Origin of the sequence: Brevibacterium sp. 239c (assembly GCF_900169365.1) — a bacterium.
Taxonomy (GTDB): Bacteria; Actinomycetota; Actinomycetes; order Actinomycetales; family Brevibacteriaceae; genus Brevibacterium.
Map to the genome: position 1 here is coordinate 18,615 of NZ_FXZH01000002.1, position 15,489 is coordinate 34,103.

Here is a 15,489-nt window from a genome sequence, read left to right on the forward strand (position 1 = left end):
GCCATCCCCAACATCGCTGTCGGTCCTCGTTGACGCACGCATCGCTTGTCACCGCCCTACTCAGCTCAACCCGACGCCGGGCCGGGACGGAGCGGCCTGCCCCGTGCTGCCACGGCCGAATGCTGCCAGTGGTGGCAACCGGCGGGTCCGCTCACCCAGGTCACGAACACCCGTGGCGAGCGGCGCGCGGGTACGGCGGGCCAGCTCGACCTCGAAATCGACACCCCGGCCAGCGAGGGCCGCGCCCTGGCGAGCGATGAGATCCGTGGGCCGCACCCACTCCACACCCCGCGCACGGCTCACCTCCGCCGCTGGTGTCTGCCGCTCGGTTCCGCGTCGGCGGGAGGCCCGTGCTGCCCGGACCGCGTCCGGTGCCTCGAGTTTTTCAACCGCCTCCGACGCCGGGCGAACGGTCCCTACATCGGGTGCCCGATCGTCAGCATCGGGTCGTCGCAGGTCGTGGTCGTGTTCGGGACTCATGGGGTTGCCTCCTCGTCATCGGTGCTGTCGGTAAGGTGCGCGCCGGTGAACCACCGGCCCACCGTGGAGGGGTGCACGCCCAAATCACGGGCGATCTTCTTGTTCGACCACCCCTGCCCGCGCAGCTGCGCTGCCCGAGCACGCCGATCGGTGCGCGCCACCCCCGAGTCGGTCGTCGGCTCACTGTCCCGATCTGCCGATGCCTGCGCTGTGCCGGGTGCTATAGCCTGTTCGCTCTCCTCTGCTGGCGCCGGCAACGCCGCGATCTCCTCGACCTCGGCCGACGACACCGTCCCCGGCCCAGGTGCCGAAGCCCACTCTTCGATGGGCGCGGATATGTCAGGGGACACGGCGTCGTCGCTGGACATCAGCGTGTCGGGGGCTGGTTGCGGTCGGGTGAGGATGACGGTCAGGTGAGTGATCGCCAGCAGCACCACGGGAGGTACCGCGGCAACGGCCGCGGCCAGCACTCCGGGGACATCAGCATCCGCGGCGACGACAGCGTGGAGGGCGTTGGCGATCACCGACACGGCGGACCCACCGATCAGCAGCGCCCACGGATACCACGCCGACCGCTGACCGGCTAGGGCAACGGCGGCGACGGTGGCGACAACGATGATGCCGTCCACGATCAGCGGCCACGCCCACGCCTGCGAACCGCCGACCCCGGACCGAGCAGCCAGATCGGCCAGCGCGGTGAACGAGAGCCAGAACGCTCCGGCGGCGATGAACACGGTCCCCGCCACCGCGGTGACCACCGCCCAACGCCGGTTCCTCTGCCCGGTGCTGGCATGGATGGTCATGACAGCCCCCGCACCTGAGGGGACGACCGCGCGGCCGCGTCCCGGCTGAACCAACTGCCAGTTGCCGACGAGCCGTCCTGTAGCCGCGAGGAGGTCTGGGGTCGGGGTTGAACGGTGCGATAGGCGGAGCGGACAGTCGCGGTAATCTCTCGCTCACCCAGCCCCGCCTCCGAGGCCGCGGCCGCAAGCACCTCCAGCGCCTCCGGCGCCGGAAGGTCGTTCTCTGCGAGGCGGCAGGCCGCCCAGAACAGGCCACGGTTTCGCTCGCCCTCGCCACGGTTGGCGACCCATTCCGCCAACTGCGACACATCCGCCTGCTGCCCCACGCTCGGGCTCGCCGGCCAGCGCGGCGCGGGCCGGGGGTCGAGGATGTCCCGCAACGCATCCGAATCCACCGTGGTGCTGGGGCCGGTGCTTATCTGCCGAACCCGATACTCGGCGCCCGTGCCATTGCTGACCACCCTGGAGGGCGGGACGATGATGTAGCCGCCGTCGCCACGGAAGTCGATCCCGGCGCGAGCGGCCTGCCACGACCGCTGCACCACGCCCGGCGTCGCCGGGTAGTAGGCGTGCATCCCATCGGACGGCGTGGTCACGAGGAACTGCCATCCACCGACGAGCCCGGCACGGTGGGCGCGGTTGAACGCCGCGAACCCGTTGACGGGGCCGTGGACGTCGACATCGACCACGACGACACCGGAGGCCGTGCCGGTCGGCACGCCAATATTCGCGGTCGGGTGCTTTCTCCACCACGCCTCCGTCTGGTCGGGGTCTCTGGTGGCGTCGTGGAACCCGTGCTCGGTCAGCGGGCGCTTACCGCCCGGTTGACATGGGAACACAGGTACTCCCGCACCGGCGAGTTCCCGCGCGACGGCCGAGGCCGGCCACCGGAAGGTCATGCGCGTTAGTACGCCGGCGAGGCCGTCGGGGGAAGTCATCACAGGCCCCGTTCCTGCGGCACGATGGCGGGGCTGGCCCGGGCGCCAGGTGCGGTCAGCGGCACACTCTGTCGCCGGCGCGCTGGCTGGTCATGTGCCGGCTGGGCACGCTGTGGCGCCTCGCGGTCGAGGCCGGGCGGGGTCCCGTCGCCGAGCTGGGCGGTGTCGAGCTGATCCAGGATCGACAGGGCAGTTTTGCGGACCCGTTCGCCTGTGGCCTTGACGATGTCGGCCGGTTCCTTGCCATCCACGCGGGCGGCCCAAGTGGCGACGTACGGAATCGTGTAATCCGAGGTGTCCATTCCGTGGGCGGCACCTACCATCAGCGCGACCGATTCGGCCTCGACCTCACCGATCCCGCGATGCTGTCGCGCGTCCTCCTGGTCAGGCCCGTGCATGAGCACATGCCCCAGTTCGTGAGCGAGAGTCTTCACCTGGGCGGCGGGGTCCATGTTCTCCCGCACCGTCACCGTCCGGACTTCGAAGTCCGTGACCCCATTGGCGCCGTGGATTATCCCCTCGTGCGGCACCGGCGATACCTCGAACCCGGCCGCGCGGACCTGGAAGGCAAGCCCGTCCCACAGTCCGCCGGGTGCCTCGCCTTTCAGCAGGGTCGGGGTCGGATGCTCCGGGATCGGATCGCCAGCCGTCTGGGAGGCATCCCAGACATATGCCGGCCGCACCCCGACCATGCGGGTCCGGGCCACTTCGCCGGGCGTGGGCTTCTCGCCCCGGTTCAGACGTCTCCACAACTCCGGATCGGCCGGGTTCGCCGAGGCGAACCGGCCCGTGATCGGAGCGAGAATCTGGTAGCCGGCCTGGCCTTTCTCAACCTGGCGGCCCAGCTGCTGCCACTGCTTGTAGCCGGCCACATACGACGGCACCGGGTCAGGCACGCGACCTGCCTCGAACGCTTCCCCGTGCTGCGCCCAGATCAGCAGAACGTTGTTGAAGCTGCGGGACCGGAACCGGGCCGCGAACGACAGGGCCTTCGCCCAGTCCTCACCGGAGACCAGCTGCTCAACCGCGCTCGTCAGTTTCCCATGCAGCTCGTCGAGCTTCGCCTCCCGCGCCCGGCGGGCTTCCTCCCTCGTCGCCATCGTCCGGCCTCCTCCCGGTAGGGCCGGCCACCGGGCTGGTGGTCGGTCCTACACCTGCGAGGTGCGCCAGGAGCATCCGGCGAGTCGAGACGGTCAGCGAACAAGCAAATCGGTAGGTTGGCCGCCAGGAAGCTCGCGTACTCCTGACGTAGACAACGGCATATCAGCCAACACGCCACCGTGGGGCTCAGCACCGCGCAAGGTGTCGTTTAGGTGGGCAGGAATGTCCGATCAATGGGCACATCGCCGCCGATGAACCGCATCGTTCGATAGCGACTCGGTGTGATCCCCACGCACTCTCGGAAGGCCCCCGATGCCCGGTTCCGGGACTGCCAGCCAACCTGGCGACCGGCCTCCGTGACGGACAAGTCGGTTTCCCGCAGGAGCCTGGCCATCTCCTCCACACGGAGCATCGTCAGGTAGGTCATCGGGGTCTTCCCAAAGGCGTCCGCGAACACTCGGGTGAGTTGCTTCGACGACAGATGGACCATGTTGGCCAACTCTGGCAACGTCCATGCCCTGGCCACATCAGCATGTAAAGCGACGTGAACCTCCCGGGCCTCGACACGCAGCGGCGCGAAGCGGCGATCGCGCGGGATTGTCGGCCGAATATGGGCCCGTTGCAGCGGTGAAGTGCGGAGCGGCGAGATGCGGATGAACGGAGCAACCACGTCGATGACCGCGTGCAACAGTGCCTGCATCCGATGGAAGCGCTGCCGGTAGGCCTGACCGATGCTCAAGGCGACCAATTCATCCAACCACGGCATCAACATGCCGGTCCGATCTTCACCGAGGCGGAGCAATTGGGCGGGCTCGGTAAAGGTCGTGTCCGCGAAGCCTTGCGCGTCCAGCCGGTCGTGCAGGAGCTCGACATGCTGCCAGAACAGTTGATCGAGGACGTAGTCAGTGTCGAGGTAGATCGTCGTGACCGTGATGTGCCCCTCCGGCTCCGATCCGCAGAGGACGTTCGCGCCGAGCAGGATCACGTCGCCGACATTGACGGGCTGTTCACCGAACTCGCTGAAGAGGATGGCGCCACCGTCGCGGACCACGATCAGCTTGACGCAGTCGTACGCGACGGGGCCACTGGGATTGTGGATGGTGCGTGTCCGGGCGAGCAGGGGGTCGTACGGTGCCATGTCCGCCCCCCAGCTCTCTCGTTGTTACGCCCGTGTGGAGATGGAGAACGGGCTATCGACAGCTTCTGTCGGTTGACGTGCGTGCGGTGATGACCCATCGAAGTGCATTGCAGCAACGGCTGATCGAGACGCTGACGTCGCCCGAGTCGAGAGCCGATTTCAATGTGTGGGCGAGGGTTCTCATGTGTTCCTCCTCAGGACTTGACGAGTCTGGCGATGGCTTCGGAGGCTTCTCCGATCTTCTCTTCTGCCTCGGCCCCGCCGTTGTGGATGGCTCCGGCGACACAGTGTTTGAGGTGGTCGTCGAGCAGACCAAGGGCGACGTTCTCCAGGGCGGAGGTGATGGCACTGATCTGGGTGAGGATGTCGATGCAGTACGTGTCTTGGTCGACCATCCGGTGGATGCCGCGGGCCTGGCCCTCGATACGCTTGATGCGCGCCAGATAGCGGGTCTTGTCACTGATATAGCCATGGCTGGCTTCGGTCACTGATGTGGTGACGGTGTCCATGACGTCTCCTCCTGATTCGAGTGGTGTCGGCTCCGGCAGCGGCGGCCGTTCATGTGGATGGGCCAGCGTCGAGAAGTCTTGTCGTGCTGGCCGCGGGCTTGAGGTCGAGGCGACGGAGCAGCTGCGCGTTGAGGGCCACGACGACGGTGGAGACGGACATGAGGATCGCGCCGACGCTCATGGGCAGCACGAATCCGATGGGGGCGAGGACGCCTGCGGCCAGAGGCACGGAGATGAGGTTGTAGCCGGCGGCCCACCAGAGGTTCTGCTTCATCTTCCGATAGGTTGCGCGGGAGAGGTCGATGACGGACAGCACCGAACGTGGGTCCGAGGAGGCCAGGATGACGCCTGCCGAACCGATGGCGACATCGGTTCCTGCGCCGATCGCGATGCCGACGTCGGCTCGGGCGAGGGCAGGGGCGTCGTTGACGCCGTCGCCGACCATCGCGACCTTGCGACCCTCTTCTTGGAGGTCGGCAACCTTGGCGGCCTTGTCTTCGGGGCGGACTCCGGCGCAGACCCGGTCGATGCCCAGGTCCTTGGCCACGGTGTCTGCTACGGCCTGGGCGTCGCCGGTGATCATGACCACTTGCGCACCGACAGTGTGCAGGGCGTTGACGGCTTCGCGGGATTCGGGCCTGATCTCGTCGGCAAGGCGTAGTGCGCCGATGATCTGACCGTCGGCGAGTACGTGGAGAATGATCGCGCCTTCCTCCCGCCAGGTGTCGGCGACGGGGACCTCGTCCTGCTGGTGCTGGTCAAGCAGGTAGGGGCCGCCGACGGTGATGACGGTGTTCTGCACGGTGGCTTTCACGCCGACTGCTGGGGAGGAGGAGAAGTCCGCCGCGGCGGGTACGTCCAGTTTGCGGGTGTGGGCGGCGCCCACGATGGCTCGAGCGAGTGGATGTTCGCTGTCGGTCTCAGCGGCCGCGGCTAAGGCAAGCACCTCGTCCTGGCTGCGGTTCCCGACGGGTTCGACCGCGGTGACGGTGGGCTCGCCCTTGGTCAAGGTGCCGGTCTTGTCGAACAGCACCGTGTCGACGGTGCGCATGGATTCCAAGGCGAGGCGGTCCTTGACCAGGACGCCGCCGCGGGCGGCGCGTTCGGTTGCGATGGACACGACCAGCGGGATCGCCAGACCCAGGGCGTGAGGGCAGGCGATCACGAGCACGGTGATGGTGCGGACCACGGCATCGTCGGGCAGCCCGACCAATGACCAGACGGCCGCGGTGATCACCGCAGCGCTGAGTGCGTACCAGAACAGCCACGCCGCTGCCGTGTCCGCGATCCGCTGGGCACGGGAGGTAGAGGCCTGGGCATCGGTGACGAGTTTCTGGATGCCGGCCAAGGCGGTGTCGTCGCCGGTGGCGGTGACCTCGACCCGCAGGCCGGAATCGGTGGCGATGGTGCCGGCGACCACCCGTTCACCGGTCTCTCGCCGGACGGTCTTGGACTCACCAGTGACCATCGACTCGTCCATGCTGGCACTACCGTCGACGATCTTTCCGTCGGCGGGTACCGAGGACCCCGGCCGAACAATAACCAGATCGCCGACGGTCAGGTCGGCGGGTGCCACCTTCACCACGGCGTCGCCGTCGAGCTTCTCGGCCTCGTCCGGTAGCAGCGCAGCCAGCGAATCCAGCGCCGAGGTTGTCTGGGCCAGGGAACGCATCTCGATCCAGTGGCCCAGCAGCATGATGACGACCAGCAGGGCCAACTCCCACCAGAAGTTCAGCTCGTGGCTGATCAGGTACAGGCTCGCGCCCCACGAGGAGGCGAAGGCGACCGTGATCGCCAGGGCAATCAGCAGCATCATTCCGGGTTTGCGGGAGCGGATCTCGCTCAGCCCGCCGGTGAGGAACGGCCAGCCGCCCCAGAAGTACATGACCGTGCCCAGGGCCGGGGAGACCCAGCGAACCCACTCGGCCTCGGGCAGAGAGTAGCCGATGAGGTGGGCAAACATATCGTTGAAACCCACCACGGGGACAGCAACAACGAGCATGATCCAGAACAGCCGGCGGAACTGTCCCACATGGTCACCGTGACCGGCATGGCCGCCGTGCCCGTGATCGTGACCGCCGTGGCTCGTGGGGGCGTCGTGATCCGCGTGCTCGTGATGGTTGGCGAGAGTGACGCCCCCGCCTCGTCCCGAGCGGTCCTCAGAATGGCTGTGGTTCGTATGTTCGTCGTTCATATCCGATCCGTTCTTCTTGTTCCCGTCCGGGAGCACCTAGCCGTTGCCCCTAAGAAGCAGGCTGTATCTCGCTTTCGATGACCTACTTGTGGTTCGTCATCGTCATGCCGTCCGCCTCGTAGTTGACGACGTAAACGGTCTTCTCCGTTGAGTAGGCGATGGTGGCCACGGCGGCCTTCGTGTTGTCGATGCGCAGGGTCATCTCGGTGCTCACCGGGTATTTGGGCTCGGCGGCTGTCGTCATTTCGTCAGGCCCGGTTTGTAGGGGCCTTGGGTTCTCCAACGGGCAAACTCATCGTCCGAACGATCGCTGTGCTCGGTGGCCACAGGGTGAGCACGACTTGTCGTCACGTTCCACTTGCGCCCGGTAGTTGCAGCTTTGAGGAGAAGGACTCCGCGCTTCCCGATGAGTTTGAGAAGCGCGGAGTCTGCCCTGCCCATCGTTACGTGGCTGTGGCGTAGCGATCGGGGTCGGCGTCGAACAGTGGGCCGCACGAGGCGCAGCACAGCCAGTACCGCTGGCCGTTGTGCTCGCGGTAGAGACCGGCGGCCTCAGCGTCGGTCTTGACGACCGGGGTGCCGGCCATCACCGGGCATTCGGCCATCTCGATGTCGGGGGTCTGAGCAACGGCGTCGGCGCTCGGCGCGTGGCCGCAGCAGCCGCCTCCACTGGACGAGTTGTCGGTTAGGTTCAGGTTTTCGTGTGCAGTCATCGGGTTTCCCTTCTTGTTGTGTGATGACGGTTGGTCAGGCGTTCACCGGCTCACGGGCCGGCGTCGAGCCGGCAGGTGCCGGCGCGCTGTCGTCGTCCGCGCGGGCCTTGAAGGTCCGCAATCGGAGGCTGTTGGAGACCACGAACACCGACGACAGTGCCATGGCCGCTCCCGCGAGCATCGGGTTGAGCAGCCCGAAGGCGGCCAGCGGGATCGCGGCGGTGTTGTAGGCGAAGGCCCAGAACAGGTTCGTCTTGATCGTGCGCAGCGTCCGCCGTGCCAGCCGGATCGCGTCGGCGGCGGCACGCAGGTCGCCGCGGACGAGGGTGATGTCGGCGGCCTCGATCGCAACGTCGGTGCCGGTGCCCATCGCCAGGCCAAGGTCGGCCTGGGCGAGGGCGGGCGCGTCGTTGACGCCGTCGCCGACCATCGCTACGACCTTGCCCTCGTCCTGGAGGCGGGCGACGACGTCGACCTTGTCCTTGGGCAGGACCTCGGCGATGACCTTCTCGATGCCAACCGCGGCGGCGACCTGCTCGGCCACGGCCTGATTGTCCCCGGTGAGCAGCACCGGCGTTAGGCCCAGCTCCTTGAATTGGGCGATGGCCTGGGCGCTGGTGGGCTTGACTTGATCGGAGACCACCAGCACGCCGCGCGCGACACCGTCCCAGCCGACCGCGATCGCGGTCTTGCCCTCAGCTTCGGCCGCCTGCTTCGCCGAACGCAGATCCTCGTCAAGGTGCTGGGACCACTCGGCCAGCAGCGTCTCCCGTCCGGCGAGCACGGCGTGGCCGTCGATGACGCCCTGCACGCCCTTGCCTTCGATGTTCTCGAAGGACTCCGGCGTGGGCAGGTCGCCGACCTCACTGGTCGCGCCGGCGGCGATGGCCTGGGCGATCGGGTGTTCCGAGGCATCTTCCAGCCCGCCGGCCAGGCGCAGCAGCTTGTCCCGATCCACCCCGTTGGCGGTGATGACGTCGGTGAGGGTCATCTTGCCGGTGGTGACGGTGCCGGTCTTGTCCAGCACGATCGTGTCGACCTTGCGGGTCGATTCCAGGGTCTCGGGCCCCTTGATGAGCACGCCCATCTGCGCGCCGCGACCGGTCCCGACCAGCAGGGCGGTCGGGGTTGCCAATCCCAGGGCGCACGGGCAGGCAATGATTAGCACCGCCACTGCCGCGGTGAACCCGGCTGACAGCGGGAACCCGGCTCCGATCCACGCACCGAGGGTGGCCACGGCGACGGCGATGGCGATCGGCACGAATACCCCGGAGACCCGGTCGGCTAGCCGCTGGATTTCGGCCTTGCCTGACTGGGCGTCCTCGACCATTTTCGCCATCTGCGCCAGTTGGGTATCTGAGCCCACCCGGGACGCCTTCACGACCAGGCGGCCACCGGCATTGACGGTCGCACCCGTGACAGTGTCACCCTCGGAGACCTCGACCGGCATGGACTCGCCGGTGAGCATCGAGGCGTCGACCGCGGAGTTTCCAGAGGTGATGGTCCCGTCGGTTGCGATCTTTTCACCGGGCCGGACGACGAACTCGTCGCCGACCACGAGGTCGTCGATGGAGACTCGCTGTTCGGTGCCGTCGCGTAGGAGGGAGACTTCCTTCGCCCCCAGTTCCAGCAGGGCGCGCAGGGCGGCCCCGGCGCTGCGCTTGGAGCGCTTCTCGAAGTAGCGGCCCATCAGGATGAACGTGATCACCCCGGCGGCGACTTCGAGGTAGATGTTCCCGAGCCCGTCGGAGCGCGAGATGGTCAGCTCGAAGGGGTGGACGACGCCGGGCTGGCCAGCGGTGCCGAAGAACAGGGCGACGATCGACCAGATCATCGCCGCGGTCGTGCCCACCGAAATGAGCGTGTCCATTGTGGCTGCACCATGCTTGAGGTTCATCCACGTTGCCCGGTGGAACGGCCACCCGGCCCAAACCACCACGGGGGCGGCGAGGACGAGGGAGGCAAAGCCCCAGTAGTCGAACTGCAAGGCCGGGGTCATCGCCATCGCGATCACTGGCACCGCCAGGACCGCAGAGCCGATGAGACGCTGACGCAGAGATCGCAATTCGGCGTCCTCGGACGACTCGCCCTCCTCGTCTGAACTGTTACCGGAGCCCTTGGCACGCGCCGGAAGGGCAGCGGTGTAGCCGGTCTTTTCGACCTCCGCGATCAGAGCCTGCGGGTCCAGGTCGTCGGGGCCCGTGACATTGGCCTTCTCGGTCGCGTAATTCACGCTCGCGGTGACACCGTCGAGCTTGTTGAGTTTCTTCTCGATCCGGTTCGCACACGAGGCGCAGGTCATGCCACCGATCTGCAACTCGATGCCGGCGACCCCAGTACTGGTGTTGTCAGTGGTCATGGCCTTCTCCTTCCTGATGCTCGCCACCCGTGCCCGGCTCCTGACCGGAACCCCCACCATCGGAGTGCCCGTCGCCGCGCAGGCCCGAGCCGGTGGTCGTATCGATCACCAGAGGGGCGGTGTGGACCTCGCCGTCAACCTGGAAATCCAGGTAGAGCAGGTAGCGCCCCTCGGTGGGCGCGGTGGCCTCGAACACGATCTTCGGACCAGACATCTCGCCGGCCTGCGGCTCGTCCCCGTGGGGGTGGACGTGCAGGTAGGCCAGGTCTCCGCCACGCAGGGCGACGAGGTGGCCGAACGCGCCCAGATAGGGTTCCAGCTCAGTGACTGGTTCTCCGGCACGGGTGATGGTCATGGTCAGCGGCGAGGCCTCGCCTGCGGTGAGATCGCCCTCCACGCTGACGTCGAAGCCGTCGACGGTGGTCTCGGTACTCGGCCCGGTGGCCGGTGTGGGCTCGTAGTCGCCGCCCACGTGGACCGAGGTCGACAAGGTGAGTCCTTCCCCGGCCTCTGCGGGAACGAAGTCCGCGAAGACTCGATAGGTCCCGGCCGCGTCCCACTGCCAGGGGATCGTCCAGGTGCCGCCGTCGTTCATCTCTGGGTGGACGTGGCGGAAGTGCTGACCGTCGGCGCGAACGGTTATCAGGTGCAGTTCTTTTTCGTGCTCCAGCTGGAAGTCGGTAACCGGGTTCCCGTCCGGGCCGGTGATCGTCAGGGACAGCTTTTTCTCGGTACCGGTGTCGGTGGGGGCGGTCACTGCGGTGAGCCGGTAACCCTCCTGCGCGATGCCCAGGCCAAGGGCGGCTGTGTCGTCTGTGTGGCCCTCGTGCCCGGCGGTGTTCATGTTGTCTCCTTCGCTCTGATTGGTGTTCAGTTCGGTGCCTTCTGACCAGCTCTGCACGGTCTCCTCGGGGATGACCGCGTTCGCCGCGAATCCAGCCACGGCGAACACGGCCACGAGGACCAACCCGTACAGGCCCAGCCGTGCAGGTGCTTTCATGTCAGCTCCTGACGGCGGCGTATCCGGCCTCGTCGACCGCGGCGAGCACCGCGGTTTCGTCGACCGGTTTGTCGGTGGTGACGGCCAGCCGGCCGGTGGCTGCGCTGACGTCGATATCGGTAACGCCGGGGATCTCGGAGATTTCGGTGCGGATTGCGGTCTCGCAGTGTCCGCAGCTCATTCCGGTCACCTGGTACTCGGTCGTGGTGGTCATGATCACTAACTCCTTCATTCGTGTACGACTTCTGTCAACATATACCCCTATGGGGTATCCATCAAGGGGTGGGTTCCGGTGCTGCCACCCGAGGGCGTCCGGGGATGGCGATGCTGGCGATGATGGTCGCGGCGACCGCACCGATCGCTACAGCGAGGAACGCCTGTTTGAATCCGGCATCGCCACCAACGGTCAGGCTGACCACGGCGATGCTGGAGACGGTCGCAACACCGACGGAAGCACCGATCTCGTGGAACGTGCTCAGCAGACCCGAGGCAATACCCGCCTCCTCCGGCGCGACGTTTCCAAGCGCGGTGACCGAGGCGACGACGAACAGCATCCCGATGCCTAGCGAGCCGAAGCTGATCCCGATGGTCGTGGTCAGTGTGGTGGACCATAGTGCGGGAACAAGCAGGCCGATCGCTCCGACGGTCATGCCGATCGCCCCGAGCTTGCGGGCGCCGAGCCTGCCAACGAGCTTTCCTGCCGTCTGCGCACCGGCCATCGTCGCCAGTGCGACGGGTAGGAACAGTAGGCCGGTTGCCAGCGGGCCGAAGCCGGCGTACTGCTGGAAGTAGAAGGTGCCGAGGAAGAACACCGCGACCATGAGCGCAGTGGCGATCCCGAGCACGAACACGCCAGAGAACACCGGCCGCCTGCCGAGCAGCGATAGGTTCATCAGCGGCGAGCGCGCGGTCTTCTGCCACCAGCCGAACAGCAAGTAGAGCGCGACCGCGACCCCTGCGAAGATGAGCGTGCGCGGCGCCGTCCAACCAATCTCGCCAGCGACAGTCAGCGCGTAGATCGCCAGGCCGGTGGCACCGGTGACGAGGATGGCCCCCAGGACGTCCAACCGTTCGCGGGCACCGGGCTGCGGCGGCAGCGGCGGCAGCACCCGCAGCAGGCCGATGAGGACGATCGCGCCGACGGGAACGTTGATGAAGAACACCCACGGCCAACCGGGTCCGGCGCTGATAAGTCCACCCAGCAGCACTCCGACGGCGGCTCCACCGCCGCCGAGCGCGGACCAGATGCCCAGGGCGCGGTTGCGCTCGTCACCTTCGAACAGGCGCACGACGACGGACAGCGCTCCCGGGGAGAGCATGGCCGCTCCAGCGCCCTGGGCTACGCGCCCAGCGAGCAGCACGGTTCCGGTGTCGGCGAAGCCGGCGGCCAGAGAACCGGCGACGAAGGTCAGTAGGCCGGTGTAGACGATGGGTTTGGCGCCGAACAGGTCGGCACTGCGCCCGCCGAGCAGCATCAGGCCGCCGAAAGCGACCGTGTAGGCGGTGACAACCCACGTCAACGCCTCGCGGGAGAGCGCCAGGTCCGCCTCCATCTGCGGCAGGGCGATCGCCACGACAGTCACGTCGAGGATCAGCATGAACTGGGCCGTGCCCAGCAAGGCGAGCGCCAGCCAGCGTTTCGGGTAGGCCGACGTCGCGCTGTCGGGTTGTGTGCGGTTGGTCATCTCCGACTCCTAACTCAATCAATGGGGTACGAGTTGCAACAGCTACACTATCTCATACATTCCCATACGACTTACGAGGTGGACGATGCCGACGAAGAAGGCTCAGGCGACACGGGGTACCCGACGCGCCCCGACGACAGCGAACCGCGCGGCCAACCAGCGCGCCGACGCCCAGCGCAACCGGGCCAAAATCTTGGCGGCCACGGTGACGGCGATCCGCAAGAATCCCGATGCCTCGGTCGCCGACATTGCGGCGGAGGCCGGCGTGGGGCGGATGACCCTGTATGGCCACTTCCAGACCCGTGCCGAGCTCATCGAAGAAGCGTTGGTGGACAGCCTCGAACACGGCGAGGTCGTGCTGGAGGAGGTGTCTCTCGACGGCGAGGCCGCCCAGGCATTCCAGCGACTGGTTGCTTCCAGCTGGGTGCTCGTCGATCAATCCGGTGCCTTGTTGACGGCTGCGCAGAAGGAGCTTCCCGCAGCCCGCATCCGCGAGCTGCATGAGAAGGCCGAGGCGCGCATGCGCAGCCTACTGCTCCGGGGCCAGCGCGAGGGCGCGTTCCGCGTAGACCTGCCCGTGACCTGGCTGCTGACCACTACCCACGTGGTGATGAACGGCGCAGCCGAGGAAGTCCGAGCAGGACGCCTCGACCCCGATGACGCGCCATGGTTCATCGACGCGATCCTGCTGCCATCCTTCACCGCGAACGGAGCGCGATGAGCACCCGCACCGTTGGCATCATCGGCGCAGGCGCGGCAGGAACCTCCGCCGTGAAGACCTTGCACACCTCGGAGGCTGATGTCGAGATCGATCTCCTCGCCCGAAGCGGCGAACGCCCCTACAACCGGACACTGGTTAACAAGGGCGTAGCGCTCGGACTGCTCGAACCCGACCAGGCCGCGCTATCTGTCACGGATACCCGGACGAGTACCGACACTGTCCGCAGCGTCAACCCGCAGACACGAGAAGTGCATCTCGCCTCTGGTAAAACTAGGGCCTATGACGCGTTGGTCATCGCGACCGGCAGCCGACCGCGCACCCTCGACGAGACAATCATCGGTCGGGACCAAGCCGTGAGCGCCGGCCAGCTGACGACCTTGCACTCAATCGCCGACGCTGTCCGTGTGCGCAACCTGCTCGCGGGAACGCACCCGACGCGGGTACTGATACTTGGAGGCGGGTTGGTGGCTTCGGAGACCGCGTCCCTTCTCATCGAAGCCGGTCACGATGTCGCCTTGATCGCCCGCTCGCTCGTGCCCGGCGCCACCGCCATCGGCGAGCACGTCGCAAGACGCCTGCTCGATCTGAGCCAGCCCCAGCACGCGACCTACTTGGGGCGCCAGCCACGTGCAATCCGCACCCACGCCGATCGGATCACCATCATCCTCGACGACGGCACCCATGTTGAAGGTGACTTGGCGATCGTCGCCCACGGCACCCTGGCCGCCGCGCCAGCTCCCTGGACCGGGCCCGAGGGGATCCCCGTCGACGGCCACCTGCGTGCACTGCACGCCCCACGCCAGCGCATCTACGCCGCTGGCGGAGTCGCGGTGCACCACTATCCCGGTCATAGCTCCTACCGGATTGACCATTGGGAGGACTCCAGCGCCCAAGGGAACCACGCAGCGAGGACCTTGCTGCATGACCTCGCCCTAGCCGACGAACCCTGCCGCTACCTGCCAGCCTCACGATTCTCCGCACGTATCCACGGACATACCTTTACCGGCGCCGGCCACCCCGCGTTGGGTAGCACCACCCGGGTCGTCTCCACCGACCCATTGCTAATCGTCCATCACCTTGGCGACATCCCGGTCGCGTTGACCGGGATCGACTCCACCCGCCTCGTCCAAGACTGGATACCGCACCTGCACCAGCAGGCGATACTCCGCTACTGATCCATAAGCTTGGATCACGACCACTCCGGACACGCTAAGAAGGAACGATCATCCGAACCACAGCCAGAACCCTCAGCACCCTCACCGCCGCGCTCTGCGCGATCGTGCTCGTAACCGCCTGCGCCCCGGCCAGCACCGGCCCCGTTGCGGGCGAGACCGGCAACGCGTGGCTCAGCGACTATGACCTCGATGGGCTCGATGCCCGCGAGGTCATCGAACACCTCGACACCATGCCGGTCACGGAGCGCCCGGACGGCCTCATCGCCTCGGTCCAGCCCGACGTGCTCTTGCTCTCTGACGAGGCCGGCAACGAGTCTTCGCTTGATCTGCTCGAGGACGAGTTCTACGTATCCATCGCCCCGTACTCCGCCCAGACACATGACTGTTTCTCCCACAGCCTCACCACCTGCCTCGGTGAACTCAACAACGAGGACATCGACGTCACGGTCACCGACGCGGTGATCCTCGATGAGACCATCCGCACCCACGACAACGGATTCGCAGGCATCTGGCTGCCCCGCGATATCGATGCCACAGTCACCGTCGAACACGGCGATCAGACCGCGAGTACCACCATCTCGACCGCCAAGGACGATCCCACCTGTATCACCACGCTCCAGCTCACCTAGAACGCTTCCCGGCTTCTGTTTTCGCCCGAATTCGGCGCATCCGG

Annotated in this window: 17 protein-coding genes; 3 read left to right on the plus strand and 14 right to left on the minus strand. The window is 66.8% G+C overall.

Annotated features, from left to right (window positions below):
* Positions 1-60: 60 nt before the first annotated feature.
* From BSP239C_RS01910 to BSP239C_RS01965, 14 genes are all read right to left on the minus strand, one after another.
* Positions 61-480 carry a hypothetical protein gene (locus BSP239C_RS01910; protein ID WP_101569940.1) on the minus strand — a complete coding sequence of 140 codons (420 nt, stop codon included), beginning with the start codon at positions 478-480 and terminating at the stop codon, positions 61-63.
* On the minus strand, positions 477-1,283 hold the full coding sequence (locus BSP239C_RS01915; protein WP_180958888.1) for a DUF2637 domain-containing protein: 807 nt from the start codon (positions 1,281-1,283) through the stop codon (positions 477-479). Before BSP239C_RS01915 ends, BSP239C_RS01910 begins: the two co-directional genes overlap by 4 nt.
* Positions 1,280-2,221 carry a bifunctional DNA primase/polymerase gene (locus tag BSP239C_RS01920; protein ID WP_180958889.1) on the minus strand — a complete coding sequence of 314 codons (942 nt, stop codon included), beginning with the start codon at positions 2,219-2,221 and terminating at the stop codon, positions 1,280-1,282. Before BSP239C_RS01920 ends, BSP239C_RS01915 begins: the two co-directional genes overlap by 4 nt.
* Positions 2,221-3,321: an ArdC-like ssDNA-binding domain-containing protein gene (locus BSP239C_RS01925; protein WP_101569942.1), complete on the minus strand. Its 1,101-nt coding sequence runs from the start codon at positions 3,319-3,321 to the stop codon at positions 2,221-2,223. Before BSP239C_RS01925 ends, BSP239C_RS01920 begins: the two co-directional genes overlap by 1 nt.
* A gap of 209 nt (positions 3,322-3,530) precedes the next feature.
* Complete coding sequence (locus BSP239C_RS01930) at positions 3,531-4,460, minus strand: helix-turn-helix transcriptional regulator (protein ID WP_101569943.1); 930 nt, start codon at positions 4,458-4,460, stop codon at positions 3,531-3,533.
* 194 nt (positions 4,461-4,654) lie between these two features.
* Complete coding sequence (locus tag BSP239C_RS01935) at positions 4,655-4,969, minus strand: metal-sensitive transcriptional regulator (RefSeq protein WP_101569944.1); 315 nt, start codon at positions 4,967-4,969, stop codon at positions 4,655-4,657.
* A 49-nt stretch (positions 4,970-5,018) separates the two neighbouring features.
* Positions 5,019-7,163, minus strand: a complete 2,145-nt coding sequence (locus BSP239C_RS01940) for a heavy metal translocating P-type ATPase (protein WP_101569945.1) — start codon at positions 7,161-7,163, stop codon at positions 5,019-5,021.
* Positions 7,164-7,245: 82 nt separating this feature from the next.
* Complete coding sequence (locus BSP239C_RS21315) at positions 7,246-7,407, minus strand: DUF1541 domain-containing protein (RefSeq protein WP_145997392.1); 162 nt, start codon at positions 7,405-7,407, stop codon at positions 7,246-7,248.
* On the minus strand, positions 7,404-7,604 hold the full coding sequence (locus BSP239C_RS20420) for a hypothetical protein (RefSeq protein ID WP_145997393.1): 201 nt from the start codon (positions 7,602-7,604) through the stop codon (positions 7,404-7,406). The genes BSP239C_RS21315 and BSP239C_RS20420 overlap by 4 nt, the downstream gene beginning before the upstream one ends.
* A gap of 2 nt (positions 7,605-7,606) precedes the next feature.
* Positions 7,607-7,876 carry a YHS domain-containing protein gene (locus tag BSP239C_RS01945; RefSeq protein ID WP_101569946.1) on the minus strand — a complete coding sequence of 90 codons (270 nt, stop codon included), beginning with the start codon at positions 7,874-7,876 and terminating at the stop codon, positions 7,607-7,609.
* Positions 7,877-7,910: 34 nt separating this feature from the next.
* Positions 7,911-10,235: a cation-translocating P-type ATPase gene (locus BSP239C_RS01950; protein ID WP_101569947.1), complete on the minus strand. Its 2,325-nt coding sequence runs from the start codon at positions 10,233-10,235 to the stop codon at positions 7,911-7,913.
* The gene (locus tag BSP239C_RS01955) at positions 10,225-11,235 is read right to left on the minus strand and encodes a heavy metal-binding domain-containing protein (RefSeq protein WP_101569948.1); all 1,011 of its coding nucleotides are present in this window, start codon (positions 11,233-11,235) and stop codon (positions 10,225-10,227) included. Before BSP239C_RS01955 ends, BSP239C_RS01950 begins: the two co-directional genes overlap by 11 nt.
* A 1-nt stretch (position 11,236) precedes the next feature.
* On the minus strand, positions 11,237-11,449 hold the full coding sequence (locus BSP239C_RS01960) for a heavy-metal-associated domain-containing protein (RefSeq protein ID WP_101570198.1): 213 nt from the start codon (positions 11,447-11,449) through the stop codon (positions 11,237-11,239).
* 61 nt (positions 11,450-11,510) lie between these two features.
* Entirely contained in the window at positions 11,511-12,920 is a 1,410-nt protein-coding gene (locus BSP239C_RS01965; RefSeq protein WP_101569949.1) for an MFS transporter, read from the minus strand.
* A gap of 85 nt (positions 12,921-13,005) precedes the next feature.
* Here BSP239C_RS01965 and BSP239C_RS01970 point away from each other — a divergent pair, with 85 nt between their 5' ends.
* The 3 genes from BSP239C_RS01970 to BSP239C_RS01980 all read left to right on the plus strand — a co-directional run bounded on the left by BSP239C_RS01970 (position 13,006) and on the right by BSP239C_RS01980 (position 15,445).
* The gene (locus BSP239C_RS01970; RefSeq protein WP_101569950.1) at positions 13,006-13,641 is read left to right on the plus strand and encodes a TetR/AcrR family transcriptional regulator; all 636 of its coding nucleotides are present in this window, start codon (positions 13,006-13,008) and stop codon (positions 13,639-13,641) included.
* Complete coding sequence (locus BSP239C_RS01975; protein ID WP_101569951.1) at positions 13,638-14,816, plus strand: FAD-dependent oxidoreductase; 1,179 nt, start codon at positions 13,638-13,640, stop codon at positions 14,814-14,816. Before BSP239C_RS01970 ends, BSP239C_RS01975 begins: the two co-directional genes overlap by 4 nt.
* Before the next feature lie 104 nt (positions 14,817-14,920).
* Entirely contained in the window at positions 14,921-15,445 is a 525-nt protein-coding gene (locus BSP239C_RS01980; RefSeq protein WP_257930012.1) for a CueP family metal-binding protein, read from the plus strand.
* Positions 15,446-15,489: the final 44 nt, after the last annotated feature.